A 19,564-nucleotide genomic window follows, 5' to 3' on the forward strand; every position below is an offset into this window, starting at 1 on the left:
TGGCGCCAGTCTGTCGCCGGCCGGGATAGGTCAGGCCAACCACTTAGTCCGCATCAGGAGTCCGTTGTGCGCCTCCACGCCAAGGCATTGCAATATTTCGACATGATCCGCCGTTGTGGTTCCATCCGCGAGGCGGCGCGGCAATTGCACGTGGCCTCCTCGGCGGTGAATCGGCAATTGCTGGAACTGGAAGGGCAGTTGGGGACGCCTTTGTTTGAGCGGCTTTCCGCCGGCCTGCGGTTGACCGCCGCCGGTGAGATCGTGGCGCAACACGTGATCTCGGTGCTCCAGGATGCCCGCCGGGTCGAAGGGGAGCTGGAAGCCTTGCGCGGCATCCGCCGCGGCGAAGTGAACGTGGTGGCCGTGGAAGGCGTCACTTCCGATTTGCTGCCGGCGGTGCTGGCGCGCATGCATGAAACCTATCCCGGCGTGCGGGTGGAAACCCGCTCCATGGGATCGGCGTCCATGAGCGCTGCGGTGGAAAGCGGCGATGCCGACGTGGCCCTGGGCTACTCCCTGCCGGCGACCGGCGCACTCCAATGTCTGGCCCAGGGGCGGTTCTCCATTGGCGCGGTGTTGGCGGCGGACCATCCCTTGGCCGGCAACAAGCCGATCAGTTTCAAGGAATGCTTGTCCTCCCCCCTGATCCTGGCAAGTTCCGAGTTGTCCCTGCACACTTTGTTGCAGCCCCTGTTGCAACGCTACCGGGGCCAGGTCGAGATCGTGACGACCTCCAATTCCATCGAGCTGATGAAGCGGCTCGCCGAGCGCAAGCTGGGCATCGCCTTTCAGACCTGCATCGGCCTCGAGCGGGAGCTGGCCGAGGGCCGGCTTTGCCTCCGTCGCCTATCGGATCGGCAACTCGCGCCGTCCGATCTGGGCGCCTACGTCCGTGCCGGGCGGACCTTGCCGCCGGCATTGGACGCTTTCATCCGCATCGTCGAAGCGGAATTGCGCCGACGGCAATCCGGCGAGGCCCTCGCCGCGCCGTGAGTTTTGGCAGCGGCCGTATCTGATGCTTTTTTTAGATCGGTACGCTGCTTATTCTCTGCTATCAGGCAACACCCAGGTCGGCCTAAAGTGGCGCCATCGCTTTAGCCCGGAACCTTGTGTGCCATGTCCGTCCCGACTTCGCTTCCCCCTCTTTTGCTCATTCATGGTGCCTGGCAAGGCGCCTGGGTATGGACCTCCCTGGCGGAGTGCTTGCGCCCCCTGGGTTGGACCTGTCACGCGATAGACCTTCCCGGCAACGGCAATGACGACACCCCGGCCGAGGCCGTCAACCTGGATTGCTATGTGCGCCATGCGGCTGACTGGCTGGATCGTCAGCCCGGCCCCGTGGTGGTGGTGGGGCATAGCGGCGGCGGCGTCGTGGCCTCCCAACTGGCCGAAGCGCGCCCCGACAAGGTTGCCGCCCTGGTGTACCTGGCGGGCATGATGCTGCCCAGCGGCATGGGCTTTGGCCAATTGGTACAGGAAGCCTTGGCGGAATACCCCGAGGCGGCGGGAATAGGCCGCTATCTGGCGTGGTCCGCCGACCGCAGCCTGAGCAGCGTTCCCGAGGCGGCGGCCAAGGAAATCTTTTTCCACGATTGTCCCGACGCCGTCGCGGCCGCTGGCGCCGCCAGGCTGGTGGCGCAGCCCGAGGAAGGGCGCGCCTTGGTGGCGCAGCTCAGTCCCGAGCGTTGGGGGCGCGTGCCCCGTCTGTATGTGGAGGCCCTGGAGGATCGATCGGTCATCCTGCCGCTGCAACGGCGCATGCAGGCGCTTTGTCCCGGTGCCCGCCGGGTCTCCATCGCCACCGGCCATGCCCCCCATGTGGCGGCGCCCCATCGACTCGCCCCCCTGCTCGACGAGGCCTTGCGGGACCTGCTGCGCCATGACTGACTTACCCCAAACGACGCTTATTCCTCAACGGAGAATCCCATGATCCTCATCAAAAAAACTTCCGCCTTGTCGGCCCTGGTGCTGGGGTTGCTGACCATCAGTCCCGCCGCCTTGGCGGAGTTGACCAAGGTGCGCTTCACCCTCGATTGGCGCTTCGAAGGTCCCCAGTCGGTTTTCGTCCTGGCCAAGCAGAAAGGCTATTTCACTCAGGAAGGGCTGGATGTCAGCATCGACGCCGGCGCCGGTTCCAGCGGCACCATTCAGCGACTGGCCACGGGGGCCTACGACATGGGGTTCGGCGACATCAACACCCTGATCGAATTCGCCGCCGGCGTGCCTGCCGGCCAGGCCCCCCAGGCGGTTTACATGGTTTATGACCGGGCGCCCTTTGCGCTCTTCGCGCCGAAAAAGAACGGCATCAAGTCGCCCAAGGACCTGGTGGGCAACACCATTTCCGGCGCCACCTTCGACGCGGCACGCAAGACCTGGCCGGTATTGGCCAAGGCCCTCGGCATTCCGGCGGACAGCGTCAAATGGGTCAGCGCCGATCCCGCGTTGCGGGCCACCCTGGTGCTCAACGGCAGCGCCCAGGCTTCCACCGGCTTCCTCAATTCCAGCACCGAGTACACCAGTCGCGGCGTGCCCGCGGCGGAGGTGATGCGGTTCCACTATGCCGACTATGGCGTCAAGCTCTATGGCAATGCCGTGCTCGCCTCGCGGGCCATGATCGAGAAAAATCCCAAGGCCGTGGCCGGCGTGGTGCGGGCCGTCAATCGGGCCTTGCAGGATGCCCTGAGCAATCCCGCCGAGGCGATTCGCGCCCTCAAGGAAAAGGATGCCTTGATCAACGAAGCCCTGGAGCTGGAGCGGCTCAAGGACATGTTCCCCGCCATCGTCACCCCCGGCACCCGGGCCCATGGCCTGGGCGCCATCGACGAGGCCCAGTTCGCCCAGCAGGTGACGGACATCACCGAAGTCTTCGCCCTCAAGCAGCGGCCGGATCCCAAGGAATTGTTCACTCCCGCCTTCCTGCCGGCAGAAAAAGAACGTCGTCTCCATTAACCGATTTCCCTGCCTTTCCACAAGAGAGGCATCCCCTCCGCTCCTCAAGGACACAGACATGGTGCTCTATACCGCTCCCCGCAAGGCCGAAACCATTCCCCTGATCGATCTCGGCCCCAGTTTTTCCGGCGACATCGAGGCGCGCCGCGCGGTCGCTCGGCAAATACGGACGGCCAGCCTGGATACGGGGTTCTTTTACGTGACCGGCCACGGCATTCCGGAAACCTTGATCCAGGACCAGTTCCTTTGGTCGCGGCGTTTCTTCGACCAGAGCCTGGCGGAGAAAATGGCCTGCGATCTCTACAACTCCCATTCCCGCTCCGGCTACGAGCCCATGGCGGGTCAGTCCCTCGATGCCGATTCGCCCCCGGACCTGAAGGAAAGCTATTACTGCGGCGAGGAACTACCCGATAACCATCCCCTGGCCCAGGCCGGCGTGCGGGGCTTTGGCCACAACCAGTGGCCCGCTGCCCTGCCCGGATTCCGCACGCAAATGCTGGCCTACCACCGCGCCCTCAAGGGACTCGGCCTGCATCTGATGCGCCTGCTGGCCCTTTCCCTGGACTTGCCGGAACATCATTTCGACGACAGCTTCAGCGAGCCCATGGCTAACCTGCGTCTGATCAAATATCCGCCCCATCCCGATTCGGCCGCCTTCAACCAGATCGGCGCGGGCGCCCATACCGACTGGGGCGGCCTGACCCTGCTGTTGCAGGACGATGCGGGCGGCTTGGAGGTGCAGGACGTGACCGGCGCCTGGTTGGCGGCGCCGCCCATTCCCGGCAGCTACGTCATCAATCTGGGCGACTTGATCCAGAAATGGACCAACGACATCTACCGCTCCAATTTCCATCGGGTGCGCAACAGCGTCTCCGGCGGCGAGCGCTATTCCGTTCCCTTTTTCTACAGCCCCAATCCCTCGGCGCGAATCGAATGCCTGCCGGGTTGCAGCGACGCCGACCGTCCGGTCCTGCACGCTCCCTGCACTTGCCAGGAACACATGGACGCCCGCTGGCTGGAGACCTACGGCAAGATGTAATGGGCCATCCCGCAGCCGCTGCGGGATGATGCTCAGGGTTGCGTGCTGCGCACCAGGGCCTGTAAGGCGTTCTTCACCCGCTCGATCACCGGCCCCCAGCCGCCGCCGGCGGGTTGGCGGAACAGTCGCATCACGCCCGGATACCAGGGCGTGTCTTCCCGCTCCTTGAGCCAGCGCCAGTCGGTCTGGTAGTCCGGCAGCAGCAGCCAGCAGGACTTGCCCAGGGCGCCGCTGAGGTGGGCCACGGCGGTGTCCACCGCGATCACCAGATCCAGATTCATCACCAGGGCGGCGGTGTCGGCGAAGTCCACGCAGCGGCTGCCCCATTCGTCGATGGCCCAGCCTGCCGGCGGCTGCGCCGCTTCTGCCTCGCCCCGCCCCTTTTGCAGGCTGATCCAGCGGATGCCCGCCACATCGGCCAGAGGCGCCAACAGAGCGAGGGACGCCAGGGAACGTTCGGCATCGTTTTCGAAACGGGGATTGCCCTGCCACACCAGGCCCACGCGCAAGGCTTCGCGGCGCGGCCCCAGGACCTCGGCCCAATGGCCGATGCGCGCCGGGTCGGCGTTGAGATAGGGCAGCGCGGCGGGAATGGTGTCGAGCCGTGTCTGGAACAAGCCCGGCAGGCTCAAGGGCGGCGCCCAGAAATCCCAGCCGCTGGCGGGGAAGGGGGCGTCCACGGCCAGGGCTTCATCCACTGCCGGCATGCGCGCGAACAGGGACACCAGACCGGGATGGCACAGCACTGAGACCTGGCGCGCGCCCCGGGCCTTGACCAGGGCGGCGTAACGGCAGAGCTGGATCATGTCGCCGTGGCCGGCCTCGAAGCCGATCAGCAGCGACTTGCCGGCCAGGGCCTCGCCGCGCCAACGCGGGCAGGTCAGGTAATCCTCCAGAGGGGCGTACCAGTCGCGGCTTTCCAGGCGTTGCCAGCCTTCTTCGTAGCGACCCTGGCGCAGCAGCAGGTAGGCCAGATTGAAGGCGGACTTGCGGTGGTCCGGCGCCAGGGCCAGGGCGCGGCGATAGCATTGCTCCGCCTCGGCTTCGCGCTTAAGACTCGCCAGCAGCACGCCCAGGTTGGACAGGACCGCCGGCGAATCCGGCGTGATCGCCAAGGCCCGGCGGTAGCCGTCCTCCGCCTCGGCAAAGCGTTTCTGGCCGGCCAGCATGGCGCCGAAATTGAGCAAGATTTGACTCTGCTCCGGCTTCAGCGCCAGGGCGCGGCGGTAGTGGCTTTCCGCCTCCGCCAGGGCGCCCCGGTCCTCCAGCAGCAGGGCCAGATTGGCGTGCACCTCTGCTTGGTCGGGGGCCAGCGCCAGGGCCTGGCGCAGGGCGTCCTCCGCCGCCTCGGGCTGGCCCTCGGCGCGTAGGCGGTTGCTGTCTTGGAACAGGCGTTGAACGGTGTCGGCAACGGAGGGCATGGGGCGATTCTAGGGCCTGGAGCGAATGGGGCGCTTTTGGCTGCTTTTCGTCGCCGTACCGTCGCCATCGCCGCGCCATAATGGGCCATCCCATTCCGTGCCGCCGTCGCCATGCAACAGCCCCGTTCCGACCAGATCCTCGCCGCCGTCGCCCTGACCCTGCTCGGGGCCGGTTGCGTGTTGGTCCTGTGGCCCTTTCTCACCGCCGTGGCCTGGGCCGCCATTCTCGCCAGCACCAGTTGGCCGGCCCTGCTCTGGTTGGACCGCCTGTTCGGCGGGCGACGTCTGCTGACCTCCTCGCTGATGACCTTGTTGGTGTCCCTGGCCCTGCTGGTGCCCGTGGTCGCCGTGGCCCTGGCGCTGGTGGACAACGTCGCCGAGCTGGGCCGGGCCGCCACCGCCCTCGCCGAGGAAGGCCTGCCCGATGCCCCCGATTGGTTGGCGCAACTGCCCCTGGTGGGCCACACCCTGCACGCCTATTGGCAGCAGTTCGCCCACGACGGCCAGCGCCTGGTGGGCGAACTGGAAAAGCTCGCCCCCTCGGTGCAGGCCGCTGCCCTGAGCAGCGGCCGCATCGTCGCCAAGGGGGCGGTGGACATCGGTCTCTCGGTATTCCTCGCCTTCTTTTTCTTCCTGCAAGGCGAAGCCGTGGCGCGGCGCCTGCGCATCGCCCTCGAACACCTGGCCGGCGCCCGGGCCAAGCACCTGCTGGGCATCGCCCAGGGCACCGTCAGCGGCGTGATCTACGGCATCCTCGGTACCGCCCTGGCCCAGGGCGTGCTCGCCGCCGTCGGCTTCGTCATCGCCGGCGTGCCCGGCGCGGTGCTGCTGGGGGCCGCCACCTTCTTCCTCTCCGTGGTGCCGGTGGGTCCGCCCCTGGTCTGGGGCGGCGCCGCCCTCTGGCTGTTCCAGCAGGGCGAACCCGGCTGGGCCGCCTTCGTCGCCGCCTGGGGATTTTTCGTCGTCAGCACCGTGGACAACGTGATCAAGCCCTTCATCATCAGCCGCGGCGCCAAGCTGCCCTTCGCCATCGTCTTTCTCGGCGTGCTGGGCGGCGTGCTGGCCTTTGGCGTGATCGGCGTCTTTCTCGGCCCCGCCCTGCTGGCCGTGGGCTATCGCCTGTTAGTGGAATGGACGGCCGCCGAACCGCCGGGCCTGACGGACGACGGCGAAATCGACTGACCCATCCGGCGCCTAGAGGAACATGCCGCCGGACGCCTCGACGCGCTGGGCGTTGACCCAGCGGCAGTCGTCGGCGAGCAGGGCGGCGATGGCACCGCCGATGTCATCCGGCTGCCCGGTCCGACCCAGGGCGGTTTGCGCTGAGATGAAGTCGTTCAACGCGCGATCCTGCCGCAACCGGCCACCGCCGAAATCCGTTTCGATGGCCCCGGGGGCGATCACGTTGACCCGAATGCCCCGTGGCCCCAACTCCTTGGCCAAATAGCGGGTCAGCACTTCGACGCCGCCCTTCATGGTGGCGTAGGCCGCGTAGCCGGGCACGGTGAAGCGGGCCAGGCCGGTGGATACGTTGAGAATCGCGCCGCCGTCGGCGATCAGGGGCAACAGGTGCTGGGTCAGAAAGAAGGCGCCCTTGAGGTGGATGTTCATCAATTGGTCGAACTGGGCTTCGCTGGTCTCCGTAAAAGGCGTGTGGATGCCGATGCCGGCGTTGTTCACCAAAAAGTCGAAGCTGCTCCGCTGCCAGCGCTCGGCCAGCAGGGTGCGGATCTGCTCGGCAAAACCGGCGAAGCTGGCGCTATCGCCCACGTCCAGGGGCAGGGCGGCGGCGTTGCGGCCTAATTGTTCGATTTCTTCGACCACTGCTTCCGCCTCGTCGCGGCGGCTGCGGTAGGTCAGGATGATGTCCCGGCCCTGGCGGGCGAGGTGCAGGGCCGCGTTGCGGCCAAGGCCGCGACTGGCGCCGGTAATGAGGGCAATCTTGCTGTTCATGGTGAGTCTCCCGTGCGTGGTGGGGTGGATCGGAATGTCTGACGACGGAGGCAAGACTAGACGCGTGCCGCCAGGGGATAAAGCCGCCAGAACGGGTTAGACTGTTCGTATGAATCGAACAGTCAGCGAGGCGCCATGAACAAGCTCGAAGCCATGAAGGTTTTCGTCCGGGTGGCGGAACTGGCCAGCTTCACCCAGGCCGCCGACCAATTGGGCCTGCCCAAGGCCAGCGTGTCCGAAGCCATCAAACAACTGGAAAACCTGTTCGGCACCCGCTTGCTGCAAAGAACCACGCGGAGCGTGCAGACCACCCACGACGGCCTGCTCTGCTACGAGCGCTGCAAGTCCTTGCTGGAGGAAATGGACGAGTTGGAGGGCCTGTTCCAACAGGGCAGCGAAACCCTGGAGGGACGGCTGCGGGTGGACATGCCCCTGGGCGTGGCCGACCACATCGTCATTCCCCGCTTGCCCGAATTCCTCCAGGCCCATCCGCGCCTGGAGGTCGCTATCGGCAGCACCGACCGGCGGGTGGACCTGGTCCAGGAAGGGTTCGACTGCGTGTTGCGCGTCGGCAAGCTGAGCGACTCCACCCTGGTGGCCCGTCCCCTCGGTCATTTCCCCATGATGAACTGTGCCAGCCCGGACTACCTGGCCCGCCACGGCGTGCCGCGCCGGCTGGCCGACCTGGGCAAGCACCAGTTGGTGCACTACGCGACGGCGCCGGGAGAAAAGAGCCCAGGCTTCGAGTATGCCGATGGCGGGGAAACCCGCTTCATTCCCATGTCCGGGCAGGTCACGGTGAACAATTCCACCGCCTATCGCAGCGCCTGCCTGGCGGGTCTCGGCCTGGTGCAGATTCCCCGCGTGGGCAATCAGGGCCTGATTGACGACGGCCTGGCGCTGGAGGTGTTGCCCAAATACCGTCCCCTGCCCATGCCCGTTTCCCTCCTGGTGCCCAACCGGCGGCATTTGCCGAAGCGGGTGCAGGCATTCATGACCTGGTTGCAGGGAGTCATGGCGCCCCACCTGGCCTGATCGCCGGCCCGACCCCATGGCCGGCGGCCAGGAACAGATGGGGAAGACCCGGCAGAATTCCCCGGTATTGCGCCATCCGGGGGAACCCGCCGCCACTAGAATGAGTCGATCCTTTTCCCACCCTTGTCGCCTCGACCCACGGAGTCCGCCATGAACTTCTTCCGCCCCGCCCGTCGTGTGATCTTGTTGTCGTCCATCGTCTTCGCCCTGGGCGCTTGCGCCACGGGCCAGCCCCTGGTGGGCGCCAGCAGTCCTGACAAGAACGGCGCGGTCGCCGCCAGCAACACCTTGCAGGTGTCCGACATCGCGGTGCCCGCCGGCGCCAAGCTGGATACCGAAAAGTCCCTGATCATGGGCGCCAGCGACAAATGGCTGGGGCGCATCGTGCTCAAGACCGACCAGCCGCCGGTGCAGGTGTTCAACCACTTCTACACGGGCATGGCCAACTACGGCTGGGTCGCCATCACCGCCGTCCAGGCCCAGACCAGCGTGCAAACCTTTCAACGCGGCGACCGAGTGGCCCTGATCCAGATCGAGCCTTCTTCCCTGGGCGGCAGCACGGTCTCCATCACCGTCACCTCCAAGCAGATGACCGGCGCGGAACCGGGCAAGGCCAAATGAGCGTCGTCGCCATGAAGCGCCGCATCGGCATCGCCCTCGTCCTGCTGGGTGCCGGGCTGGCCCACGCCGCGCCCGACTACAGCGGCGTCTACGACTGCAAGGGCAGCGACCAGCAGGAAGGCCCCTACACCGGCATCGTCACCCTGACCCGGGTCAAGGAACACAGCACCGCCAGCCACGGTGCCTACCTATTCAAGCTTGAGGTGCCGGGCTTCGGTGCCTACCCGGGCCATGCCGCCGCGGAAGGGGACCGCATGGCGATTTATTTCGCCAACACCGATCCGGCCGAGAAGGACTACGGCACCGGCACCGCCCGCTTTGCCAAGAACAAGGAGGGCAAGTGGCGTTTCACCAAGTTCTATTTCGAACCCGACTACAAGGGCGGCAACCACGGCATGGAATGGTGCCGTCAGCGCTGAGCCCTGGCGACATGCCATGAACGCGTACTTTCCCCTCGGCTTGAGCCAGTACCTGATCGGCGGCCTGTTGATCGGCCTCGGCGTCGCCTTGCTCTACCTCACCACGGGCCGCACCGGCGGCCTCAGTACTGGCTTCAGCACCGTCTGGTCCTGGCTACTGCCTTCCCGTTTCTTCCGCCAAACCGCGTTTCTGCAAAGCCGCCACTGGCGCCTGATCTACGCCCTCGGCGTGGTGGCGGGCGGCGCGCTCTATGCCCACCTTGGTCTGCCCCTGACCCCCACCGAACTGCCCCAATGGAAGCTCATCGTCGGCGGCTTGCTGATCGGCTTCGGCGCCCGCCTCGGCGGCGGCTGCACCTCGGGCCACGGCATCTGCGGCATGGCCTCCCTGTCCCTGGGCTCCCTGCTCATGGTGCTCATCTTCCTGAGCACCGGCATCGCCACGGCCTGGGCTTTTCAATGGGCGGGGTGGTGACATGAAGCGGCCAGCCTTCACCGCCCTCGCCACCTTCGCCAGCGGCCTGCTGTTCGGCCTCGGCCTCGCCTGGGCCACCATGATCCGGCCCGAGTCCGTGCTGGCCTTCCTCACCTTCCAAAACCTGGGCCTGCTGCTGGTGCTAGGTGCCGCAGTGGCCGTGACCCTGCTGGTCTATCAGCTTGCCCCGCGCTGGATGAAGCGCCCCCTCGGCGGCGAAACCTTCCAAACCCGTCCCTTCACCCTCTCCCGCCGCCGCGCCCTGGGCGGCGTGCTGTTCGGTCTGGGCTGGGGTATCTGCGGCATATGCCCCGGCCCAGCCCTGGCGGGTGTGGGGGCGGGGAGTGGGGAACTACTGATTGCCCTGGCGGCGATTCTGGGTGGGGCTTTGTTGCATGGGGTGGTGTTGGGGTCGAAAGAAGTCAACGACCTTTAGTTGCACAACTTTCTCGCTGGCAGCTAACGGCCAATTGCAGCCGCTCATCACCGGCAGCTTTAAGGTTGCCCTGAGGTATTTGCCGCGAACACCGCAATCGCAATCTCGAACGGCGCCACATCGAGCCGCTCAGGCGGCAGAGGCGCGGTATCGCGGTTGGGGCGTTGCGTCGCCCGCTTCTAGGCGCCAACGCTCGCGGCCAGTCGCGCGTCTCGCACGTGTGCCGCCTTGGTGTACGACTGTTCCATGGGAGAATGCAAGCAGGGAGGTAGAGTTATGGCAGGGTTCATGCGAATTCGGGTCGAAGACGTGGAACACGGGTGCTGCGTGATGCTGCAGCACGTCATCAGGTCTGGCCTTGGACAAGAACAGGGAGGCCGGCTCGCCATGATCGACTCGGGATCGTCGGCTGACTTCAAGCCGAGCACCAGCATCAAACGCCTCGGCCGTGACGTGTTGGACTACCTGTTCATCACAAACGCCGATCAGGACCACATGAGCGACCTGAAAGGCTTGGAAGACGCCGGCATCTACGTCGACACGCTTATCCGAAACCCGTCGTACACGAGCGACCAAATGTGGGCCATGAAGCGCGCTGGCGGACCACTGACAAGCGACGCGCAATGGTACGTGAACGCTTGTGGGACGTACTCGGGCGGCCCGCCCGTGGTACCGTTCGACCAGGGCATGGGCGGCATCACGTATAGGTCATTCTGGAACTCGTACGGCACCGGTCCCGGTCAGTTCACCGACACGAACAACCTCAGCCTTGTAGTGTTTATCAAGTACGGGAACTTCAAGATGCTGTTCCCTGGCGACATGGAGCGTGCCGGCTGGCTCGAACTGCTCAAGCGCGGTGACTTCTGTGCCGAGTTGGCTGGTACCGACGTGTTGATGGCGTCCCATCATGGCCGGTACAACGGGTACTGCGAAGAAATCTTCGCGTACTTCACGCCGTCGTGTGTCGTCATCTCGGACAAGGCGAAGGAACATGAGACGCAGGAGACGGTGCCCGATTACCGCAAGGTCATCTCTGCGAAGGGTGTCAAGGTGCGCACAACCATGAAAGATCGGCACGTACTGACCACTCGGCGCGACGGGTACATCGTCTTCGACGTTGACGGGACCTACTACACCATCGACACCGAGTACCGAGGATGAAGGGCGCCGAACGCTCCTTGAAGTCACAGAACTTCGCGTGGCACGTAGCGCTGTCGACGGCGGATGCGATCGTCCTGGCGCTCTTCGTTGCGCCGGATTTGATTGCGAGTGCCACGACTACACAGCTCGGGCTCTACCGCGCGCTCGTAGCCGCGGTGTTGCCAATCGTCGTGCTCTTACTCATGAACGTGCTGTCATCGAACTTCAAGGCGATGCTCGTGTACTGGAGGCCCTATGGCTGGCTCCCAGGCTGCGAAGCGTTTACCAAGTACGGTCCGGCCGACCATCGCGTAGACATGGCGCAGCTCAAGAAGAACGTTGGTGCCTGGGCAGAGGGGCCGAAGGAACAGAACTCGAAGTGGTACAAGCTGTACAAGCAGGTCGAGAGGGTTCCGGAGGTCGCGTACGCGCAGAAAGACTTCTTGATGTACCGCGACATGGCCGCGCTGTCGCTGCCGCTAATGGTGCTGGCGCCGCTCGGGCTGTACGTCGCTGACGTAGGCACGAAAGCACTCTGTGTCGCAGCAGGTCTGTTCTTCACGCAGTACGTGCTGACCGCGATCAGTGCTCGAAACGCCGGTGAGCGCTTCGTGTGCAACGTGCTTTCAGTGCACTCCTCCAAGAAGGTCACCAGCGCAAAGGCGCCCGCTACGGCGAAGGCCACTTCTTCAGGAGATTCTCCGGCTGCATGACAGCACTGACGGTGGAGCGCGCCGGCGACCATCGGGTAAGCCGTCGGGTAGCCAGCGCGTCCGATGCTTGCCAATGTGTGCCCCTCGCTGCGGGGCCTCCAACGGGTGCCTGTGCGGAGGGGCCGAAGGTCTGCTTTGCGAGCGTGAGATCAGGCCGACGTACGTCTCATCCGGGTCAGTAGCCGCCCTCACCCCGCCAAGTACGTTCTCCTCCCCGACGCCGAATATCCTAGGGAGATTAACTTCGGCATCGTGTCTCTCTGGCCTCAATGTCCCTTCAGTCCAGCCCCAAGCTCTGCTTGACCACGGCATAGCATTCGCAAGCCCGGGCGGCCAAGCCTTCCCTGTCCAGCAGCGTAATCTTGCCCCGGTGGTAGCGAATCAAACCAGCCCGCTGGGCATTGCTGGCGACTTCCGAGATGCTTTCCCGTCGTGCCCCCAGCAGGTTGGCAATCAGTTCCTGGGTCAGCACCAGTTCGCCACTGCCCAGGCGGTCGGCGCAGTGCAGTAGCCAACGACAGAACTGTTGCTCCAGGGAGTGGTGCCGGTTGCAGATGGCGGTTTGGGCCGTTTGGCTCAGGACCAGTTGTACGTAATGGAGCAGTTGCCGCTGGAATGCCACATCCTGCTGGCAGGCGTCGCGCAGGGCGTAGCCCGGCAAGCGGTAGCCGTGTCCGGCGCTTTGCACCACCACCCGGTTGGCCGATTCGTCCCGGTCCAGTACTAGCGCCGTGCCGATCATGCCCTCCCGGCCCACGGTGGCCACCTCCGATGAGGCGCCGTTCTGCATGATGTGGAGCAAAGAGACGATGGCGGATGTCGGGAAGTAGACAGCCCGTACCGGACTGCCCAATTCCTGAAGCACCTGGCCCAGGGGTAGGGCGATGTATTCCAGTTGTGGCAACAGTCGTCGCGCCGTATCCCCGGAGACCTGGGCGAGCAGGCGGTTCTGACTCAGGGGCGGTGGTGGCGGGGGATGGGCCATGGCATGCTCCGGTAGGGTGGATGGCAACAGGAGAGATGCGGCAAGGGCGCGAGGGCGAGAGATGGGGCGCAGGGCTTGGCGGGTTCCGGCCCCCTTTATCCTGACTAAGCAGGAAACAGGCCCCGCCGAAGGGGCAGGTAACTTTATTTGCGCCCTAAGTTAGCCAGCGCACGGACGGCCTGGTTCCCGGCCGCTAGTCTGGCCCCACGTCTTTAGTTTGCGTGAGGTATTGCCGGTCGGCAGTGGTCGATGGCGAGCATGCGAAACAACGAGGGATGCTCGCCGGGCAATCGTGCCCAGCGAATTCACAGCACAAGGAGTTCGACATGGCCATGACCTGGGAAAACGCAGAAAGCAACTGGAAAGAGTTTCAAGGCAAGCTGAAGGTCCGTTGGGGCAAGATCACCAACGCCCACCTGGACGCCATTGCCGGCAAGCGGGAAAACCTGCTGAAAACCGTGCAAGAGGTTTACGAGGTGTCTGCTGAAGAAGCTGAAAATCAGGTGCAGAGTTTCGAGAAGTACACCAAGGACATCGTCCCCAAGGTGGTTGCCTGATTCTTTCGTAGTCAGTACTGCCAAGTGTGAACATCGGGCTCCTCGTGAGCCCAATGTCGTTTACTTGGGCCGATAGGCGCGCCAGGCACCCAGATGGGTAATGTCCTCAGCGCCCTCCGCTGCGATGGCCTCGCAGACAAAGCCCAGCACTGAACCGCCGCCTTCCAGCTTCACCGTGCCGATGCCCAGGGGGGCAGGAATACCGGCGACGAAGCTGCCGAATTCCTTGACGGGGAGTTCCCAGATTTCCATGGTGATGGCACCGCCGCTGCCAGGGGCGACACGGACCATGCCGGGTCGGTGGGGTGGGCCGCCGGGGAGGGCGTAGAACTTGTAGTCGGGGGCGGATTTCACTTCCTTCACCAAGCGGCCACCCCGGCTGGTGAGTTGCCAATTGAGGGGCAGGCTGGAGAGGTGGGCGCCGCAGACGGCCACGTGGACTTGGCCGCTGGGGAGTTGGGCGTGGCCCTTGTCTGCGCCGACCTCGGACAAGGGTAGGCCGGTGGCGCCCAGAGGGGCGTTCAGTGCTTTTTGCATCTTGCCTGCCAGCCGCAGCAGTGGCCCATCTTGGAAAGCAGGGGCGAAGAGGGTGATGCCGAAGGGCAGGCCATCGGTTTGGAAACCGGAGGGCACGGCGGTGGCGGCGTAGTCCAGCAGGTTCATGAAGTTGGTGTAGTAGCCCAGGTTGGAATTGAGCTGGATGGGGTTGGCTTCCATTTCGGCCACGGTGTAAATGGTGCCCGCCGTGGGGGTGACGATGCAGTCCACCTCGGCCCAAACGGTGTCGCAGCGACGCTTGGCGGCTTTGAGTTTGTAGCCGTAGGCGTAGGCATCGGCGGCGCTCCATTTCTTCGCGCCGCCGACGATGGTCTGGATCACCGGCAGTGGTGCATCGGGCTGGGCCTCGAAGAATTCGCGGATGGCGGCGTAGCGCTCGGCCACCCAGGGGCCTTCGTAGAGCAGCTTGGCGGTGTCGAGGAAGGGTTGCAGGTCCACTTCCACCACTTGCGCGCCCAGGCTTTGCAGACGGGCGATGGATTCCTTGAACAGGCGCTCGGCGTCGGCATTGCCGAAGAAGGCCAGTTGCTCGGCCTTGGGCACGCCAAGCTTGAAGGCGGTGGCGCTGCCGAAGTCGAAGCCGTGACCTTCCACCTTGCGGGCGTAGGCGTCGCTGGGGTCGAAGGCGGCGGCCACGGTCATGATGGTTTCGGCGTCGGCGGCGCTAAGGGCGAAGACGGAAATGGTGTCCAGGGTGCGGCAGGCGGGCACCAGACCGGTGGATGAAATCCAGCCCAGGCTGGGCTTGTGACCCACCAGATTGTTGAAGGCAGCGGGCACCCGGCCCGAGCCCGCTGTGTCGGTGCCCAGGGCGAAGCTGACGTAGCCCTTGGCCACGGCCACGGCGGAGCCGGAGCTGGAGCCGCCGGAGATGACGTCGGGGTTAAAGCTGTTGCGGCAGGCGCCGTAGGGGGAGCGAGTGCCGTTGAGGCCGGTGGCGAACTGGTCCAGATTGGTCTTGCCCACGGGAATGGCACCGGCGTCGATCAGTTGCTGAACGACGAAGGCGCTCTTGTCGGGGGTGTAGGCGTATTCCCGGCAGCCCGCAGTGGTGGGCACGCCCGCCAGATCGATGTTGTCCTTGATGGCGAAGGGAATGCCGTAGAGGGGCAGGCTGGCCGGGTCTTTGTCCATCAGGGCGCGAGCGTGGGCGCGGATGGCGTCGTCGCTCAAACGCTGTATCCAGACGGTATTGGGGTCCTCCGCCGTGCGGGCGATGATGTCCTCCGCCAGTTGCAGGGGTGTGAGGGTTCCGGCGGCATAGGCGGCGCGGAGGGTGGCGAGGTCGAGGCTGAGTGTGTTCATGTTTTGCGCTTTCAATCTAAGAGGTGCATCCGGCCCTTCGACTTCGCGCCTTCGGCGCTACGCTCAGGACGAACGGTACGTTGACGGGGCACTGTTCGTCTTGAGTCCATCGGCGAGCACGGGGCTGGCAAACTCGAAGGCAGGCGATGCCGGGCTAGTCGTTTTCCACAATCACCAGTAAATCCTGCCCCGCGCTGACTCCGGCGCCTTCCTTGCAGAACACATGGGTCAGCTTGCCGCTGCACGGCGCGGTGAGGGGGATTTCCATCTTCATGGACTCGACGATTACCAGCACCTGGCCTTCTTTCACCGTGTCGCCCACCTGGGCTTCGATCTTCCACACGCTGCCTGCCACATGGGTGGCGACGGCGCGGCCATTGGCGGGGAGGTCCAGTTCGCTGTCGGTGCCGGCGTCGGCCACGGTGTCGTCGCTGGCCACCACGTCCTGCCCGGCGGCTTTCCAGCGTTCCCGCTCAGCCTCAAAGGCGGCTTGCTGGCCCTGTTTGAAAGCGGCGATGTCCTGGGCGTTGTCGGCCAGGAAACGGCGATAGTCCTTGAGCTTGAAGCGGGTGGGTTCGATCTTGAGGCGGAACTGACCGGCGACAAAATCCTGCCGCAGCTTGAGCAGTTCCTCCTGGCCCACGGGGTAGAAGCGGATCTGGTCGAAGAAGCGCAGCAGCCAGGGTTGGGTGAAGTCGGCGGTCTGCTTGTGGCGATTCCACATCTGCACCGTGCGGCCGACGAACTGGTAGCCGCCGGGGCCTTCCATGCCGTACACGCAGAGATAGGCGCCGCCGATGCCCACGGCGTTTTCTGGCGTCCAGGTGCGGGCCGGGTTGTACTTGGTGGTGACGAGGCGATGGCGCGGGTCCAGGGGCGTCGCCACGGGGGCGCCCAGATACACGTCGCCCAGGCCCATGACCAGATAGCTGGCGTCGAACACCACCTTGTACACGTCCTCGATACTGGCCAGGCCGTTGATGCGGCGGATGAACTCGATGTTACTCGGACACCAGGGGGCGTCGGGGCGAACCGACTGCATGTACTTCTCGATGGCCAGCTTGGTGGCCGGGTCGTCCCAGGACAGGGGCAGGTGCACGATGCGGGAGGGTACTTCCATGTCGTCCAGGGGCGGCAGGGATTCTTCCAGGGCGACGATCTTCTTGATCAGTTGGTCCTGGTCCACCACCCGGGAATCAAAGTGCACTTGCAGGGAGCGGATGCCCGGGGTCAGGTCGAGGATGCCCTTGATCTTCTTCGCCGCGACGGCGGCCTGGATGGACTGCATCAGGGCCTGGATGCGGAAGCGCAATTCCAGGTCCAGTACCAGGGGGCCCATTTCGATCAGCAGGTTGGCGTCGCCGGACTGGCGGATCACCAGATCGGGTTTTTCGCCCTGCACTTCCAGATGGCGCAGCACCGGGCTGATCAGGGGTGCTTGTTGTCGCGCCAGCTTGGCGTGGGCGGGGGCATCCAGTTGGGCAATGGCGGCGTCCTGCTGGGCCTGCAAAGCGTTGGCCTGTTGCCGGGTCAGGCGCTTGAAGCGCACCCGGTCGCCGGGTTTGAGCTGGCCCATCTTCCACAGCTCGGCCTGGACGATGGTCACGGGGCAGACAAAGCCGCCCAGACTGGGGCCGTCGGGGCCGAGGATCACCGGCATGTCGCCGGTGAAGTCCACCGCGCCGATGGCATAGGCGTTGTCGTGAATGTTGGAGGGGTGCAAGCCCGCTTCGCCGCCGTCCGTGCGCGCCCACTGGGGGCGCGGGCCGATCAAGCGCACGCCGGTGCGGGACGAGTTGTAGTGCACTTCCCAATCGGTGGCGAAGAAGGTGGCGATGTCTTCGTCGGTAAAAAAGTCCGGCGCGCCGTGGGGGCCGTAGAGCACGCCGATTTCCCACTCGTGCGTCACTGGGGTGTGCAGCTTGACGGGCAATGCTTTTCGTTTGCTCGCGCTGGCGAGATTGTCCGGGTGGGCCGCGACGATGGGCAGCACGTCGCCGCTGCGCAGGGTGCGGCCGCCGTGGCCGCCGAACTGGCCCAGGGTGAAGGTGGATTTGGAGCCCAGGTAGTCGGGCACCTGAAAGCCGCCCTGCACCGCCAGATAGGCCCGCAGCCCGGCCCCCTGGATGGTGCCCAGCTTGAGCACGCTGCCCGCCTTCACGGGCCGGGCCTGCCAAGCCGGGAAGGGTTGGCCGTCGAGGCTGGCGACCATGGCGGCGCCGGTGAGGGCGATGACGGCATCGCAGTTGAACTTGAGGCTCGGACCGGCGGCGGTGAGTTCCAGGGCAGCGGCCTGTTCGGCATTGCCCACCAGCCGGTTGGCGAGGCGATGGGACAGGGCATCCATGGGGCCGGAGGGCGGTACGCCGATGTCCCAATAGCCCTGGCGGCCGGGCCAGTCCTGAATGGTGGATTGCACGCCGGGCTCCAGCACGTCGATGGTGCTGGGCTGATAGTGGAAGCTGTTGAGCATGCGGGTGGTCTGCTTGCCCGCGACGAATTCCGGCGTGGCCAGCACCTGGGCCAGATAGGCCCGGTTGGTTTCAATGCCCGCCACGGTGCTGGCACTGAGGGCAGCGATGAGCTTCTTGCGGGCAGCCTCCCGGTTGGGGCCGTAGGCAATCAGCTTGGCCAGCATGGGGTCGTAGTTGGGGGGCACCACGGTGCCCGCTTCCACCCAGCCGTCCACGCGGATCAGATGTTTGTCGTCCCCGCGCAGGCGGGGACCCAGGGGCGTTTCAACTGCTGGATCAAAGTCGCTGGATTCCCGCATGCGCGGGAATGACGGTGACTTTGATCGGTCGGGAAAGTCCACCGCCGTCAGCAACCCGGCGGAGGGCTGAAAGTTTTTGTTGGGATCTTCGGCGTAGAGCCGCACCTGGATGGCGGCGCCCTTGGGTTGGATGGTGAAGCTATCCAGATCGGGCAGGTCATTGGCAGCCAGTCGTACCATCCATTCCACCAGATCCACCCCGGTGACTTCTTCGGTGACGCCGTGCTCCACCTGGAGCCGGGTGTTCACCTCAAGGAAGTAGAACTCGCCGTTGCTGGCGTCGTAGACGAATTCCACGGTCCCGGCGGAGCGGTAGTTCACCGCCTTGCCCAGCTTCACCGCCACCTCCAGCAGGCGCTGGCGCTGGGCCTTGGTCAGGCCGGGGGCGGGGGTTTCTTCCACCACTTTCTGGTTGCGTCGTTGCACCGAGCAATCCCGCTCGCCCAGGGCGATGACCTTGCCTTGCCCATCGCCGAACAATTGCACTTCGATGTGGCGGGCCTGCTCCACATACTTTTCCAGGTAGATGCCCGCTTCCTTGAAATTGGCCCGGGCCAGCCGGTCCACGGCGGCGTAGGCGTCGGTGAGTTCGTCCTCGCTCCAGATCAGGCGCATGCCGATGCCGCCGCCACCGGCGGTGCTCTTCAGCATCACCGGGTAGCCGATGCGCTTGGCTTCGGCTGCCGCATGGCCCGCGTCCGCCAGCAGGCCGGAGCCGGGCAGCAGGGGCACGTCATTCTGTTCAGCCAATCCCCGCGCCGTGTGCTTGAGGCCGAAGGCCCGCATTTGCCCACCGTTGGGGCCGATGAAGGCAATGCCCGCCGCTTCGCAGGCGTCGGCGAAGTCCGGGTTTTCGGAGAGGAAACCGTAGCCGGGGTGAATGGCTTCAGCGCCGCATTGCTTGGCGATGGCCAGAATCTTGTCGGCCTTGAGGTAGCTCTCGGCAGCGGGGGCGGGGCCCAGCAGATAGGCTTCGTCGGCCTCCAGCACATGGCGGGCCTGGGCGTCGGCTTCGGAGTACACCGCCACCGAGGCGATACCGAGTTTTTTCAGGGTGCGCTGGATGCGACAGGCGATGGCACCGCGATTGGCAATCAGGACTTTTTTGAACATGGCTGCACCAGTGGCGGGACGTCCCGCGAATTATTGTTATCGACCCCGGTCGTCCGTAGGCCGTTGTTGAAA

The 19,564-nt window shown here is 65.2% G+C and carries 18 protein-coding genes; 13 read left to right on the forward strand and 5 right to left on the reverse strand.

The window, feature by feature from the left end; all coding sequences use genetic code 11:
* Nucleotides 1-66 precede the first annotated feature (66 nt).
* From ACYQ2U_RS00665 to ACYQ2U_RS00680, 4 genes are all read left to right on the forward strand, one after another.
* Complete coding sequence (locus ACYQ2U_RS00665) at nt 67-993, forward strand: LysR family transcriptional regulator (RefSeq protein ID WP_459948407.1); 927 nt, start codon at nt 67-69, stop codon at nt 991-993.
* 123 nt (nt 994-1,116) lie between these two features.
* Nucleotides 1,117-1,887, forward strand: a complete 771-nt coding sequence (locus tag ACYQ2U_RS00670; RefSeq protein ID WP_459948408.1) for an alpha/beta fold hydrolase — start codon at nt 1,117-1,119, stop codon at nt 1,885-1,887.
* Between the two features lie 39 nt (nt 1,888-1,926).
* Nucleotides 1,927-2,949, forward strand: a complete 1,023-nt coding sequence (locus ACYQ2U_RS00675; protein ID WP_459948409.1) for an ABC transporter substrate-binding protein — start codon at nt 1,927-1,929, stop codon at nt 2,947-2,949.
* Between the two features lie 58 nt (nt 2,950-3,007).
* Nucleotides 3,008-3,988 carry an isopenicillin N synthase family dioxygenase gene (locus ACYQ2U_RS00680; RefSeq protein WP_459948410.1) on the forward strand — a complete coding sequence of 327 codons (981 nt, stop codon included), beginning with the start codon at nt 3,008-3,010 and terminating at the stop codon, nt 3,986-3,988.
* 32 nt (nt 3,989-4,020) lie between these two features.
* On the opposite strand, the gene ACYQ2U_RS00685 is transcribed toward ACYQ2U_RS00680, so the two are convergent.
* Complete coding sequence (locus ACYQ2U_RS00685) at nt 4,021-5,409, reverse strand: tetratricopeptide repeat protein (protein WP_459948411.1); 1,389 nt, start codon at nt 5,407-5,409, stop codon at nt 4,021-4,023.
* A gap of 111 nt (nt 5,410-5,520) precedes the next feature.
* Between ACYQ2U_RS00685 and ACYQ2U_RS00690 the strand changes: the two genes are divergently transcribed.
* Nucleotides 5,521-6,591, forward strand: a complete 1,071-nt coding sequence (locus tag ACYQ2U_RS00690; protein ID WP_459948412.1) for an AI-2E family transporter — start codon at nt 5,521-5,523, stop codon at nt 6,589-6,591.
* A gap of 12 nt (nt 6,592-6,603) precedes the next feature.
* Here the strand turns inward: ACYQ2U_RS00690 and ACYQ2U_RS00695 are convergent, their stop codons facing one another.
* Nucleotides 6,604-7,362, reverse strand: coding sequence for an SDR family NAD(P)-dependent oxidoreductase (locus tag ACYQ2U_RS00695; protein WP_459948413.1), 759 nt, complete (start codon nt 7,360-7,362; stop codon nt 6,604-6,606).
* A 135-nt stretch (nt 7,363-7,497) separates the two neighbouring features.
* Here ACYQ2U_RS00695 and ACYQ2U_RS00700 point away from each other — a divergent pair, with 135 nt between their 5' ends.
* The 7 genes from ACYQ2U_RS00700 to ACYQ2U_RS00730 all read left to right on the forward strand — a co-directional run bounded on the left by ACYQ2U_RS00700 (nt 7,498) and on the right by ACYQ2U_RS00730 (nt 12,201).
* Nucleotides 7,498-8,397, forward strand: coding sequence for a LysR family transcriptional regulator (locus ACYQ2U_RS00700; protein ID WP_459948414.1), 900 nt, complete (start codon nt 7,498-7,500; stop codon nt 8,395-8,397).
* A 150-nt stretch (nt 8,398-8,547) separates the two neighbouring features.
* Nucleotides 8,548-9,018 carry a hypothetical protein gene (locus tag ACYQ2U_RS00705; RefSeq protein ID WP_459948415.1) on the forward strand — a complete coding sequence of 157 codons (471 nt, stop codon included), beginning with the start codon at nt 8,548-8,550 and terminating at the stop codon, nt 9,016-9,018.
* Nucleotides 9,015-9,437 (forward strand): hypothetical protein, encoded by a 423-nt coding sequence (locus ACYQ2U_RS00710; RefSeq protein WP_459948416.1) that lies wholly within the window; start codon nt 9,015-9,017, stop codon nt 9,435-9,437. Before ACYQ2U_RS00705 ends, ACYQ2U_RS00710 begins: the two co-directional genes overlap by 4 nt.
* A 16-nt stretch (nt 9,438-9,453) precedes the next feature.
* The gene (locus ACYQ2U_RS00715; RefSeq protein WP_459948417.1) at nt 9,454-9,912 is read left to right on the forward strand and encodes a YeeE/YedE family protein; all 459 of its coding nucleotides are present in this window, start codon (nt 9,454-9,456) and stop codon (nt 9,910-9,912) included.
* A 1-nt stretch (nt 9,913) separates the two neighbouring features.
* On the forward strand, nt 9,914-10,348 hold the full coding sequence (locus ACYQ2U_RS00720) for a DUF6691 family protein (protein WP_459948418.1): 435 nt from the start codon (nt 9,914-9,916) through the stop codon (nt 10,346-10,348).
* Between the two features lie 276 nt (nt 10,349-10,624).
* A complete protein-coding gene (locus ACYQ2U_RS00725) occupies nt 10,625-11,509 on the forward strand; it encodes a ComEC/Rec2 family competence protein (RefSeq protein ID WP_459948419.1) in 885 nt (294 codons plus the stop codon).
* Nucleotides 11,506-12,201, forward strand: coding sequence for a hypothetical protein (locus ACYQ2U_RS00730; RefSeq protein WP_459948420.1), 696 nt, complete (start codon nt 11,506-11,508; stop codon nt 12,199-12,201). The genes ACYQ2U_RS00725 and ACYQ2U_RS00730 overlap by 4 nt, the downstream gene beginning before the upstream one ends.
* 277 nt (nt 12,202-12,478) lie before the next feature.
* On the opposite strand, the gene ACYQ2U_RS00735 is transcribed toward ACYQ2U_RS00730, so the two are convergent.
* A complete protein-coding gene (locus tag ACYQ2U_RS00735; RefSeq protein ID WP_459948421.1) occupies nt 12,479-13,186 on the reverse strand; it encodes a Crp/Fnr family transcriptional regulator in 708 nt (235 codons plus the stop codon).
* A 326-nt stretch (nt 13,187-13,512) separates the two neighbouring features.
* Between ACYQ2U_RS00735 and ACYQ2U_RS00740 the strand changes: the two genes are divergently transcribed.
* A complete protein-coding gene (locus tag ACYQ2U_RS00740) occupies nt 13,513-13,743 on the forward strand; it encodes a CsbD family protein (RefSeq protein WP_459948422.1) in 231 nt (76 codons plus the stop codon).
* Nucleotides 13,744-13,803: 60 nt separating this feature from the next.
* On the opposite strand, the gene atzF is transcribed toward ACYQ2U_RS00740, so the two are convergent.
* Nucleotides 13,804-15,606, reverse strand: a complete 1,803-nt coding sequence (atzF, locus tag ACYQ2U_RS00745; RefSeq protein ID WP_459948423.1) for an allophanate hydrolase — start codon at nt 15,604-15,606, stop codon at nt 13,804-13,806.
* A 154-nt stretch (nt 15,607-15,760) separates the two neighbouring features.
* A complete protein-coding gene (gene uca / locus ACYQ2U_RS00750; protein ID WP_459948424.1) occupies nt 15,761-19,492 on the reverse strand; it encodes an urea carboxylase in 3,732 nt (1,243 codons plus the stop codon).
* Between the last annotated feature and the right edge of the window lie 72 nt (nt 19,493-19,564).

It is taken from the genome of Denitratisoma sp. agr-D3 (genome assembly GCF_054658675.1).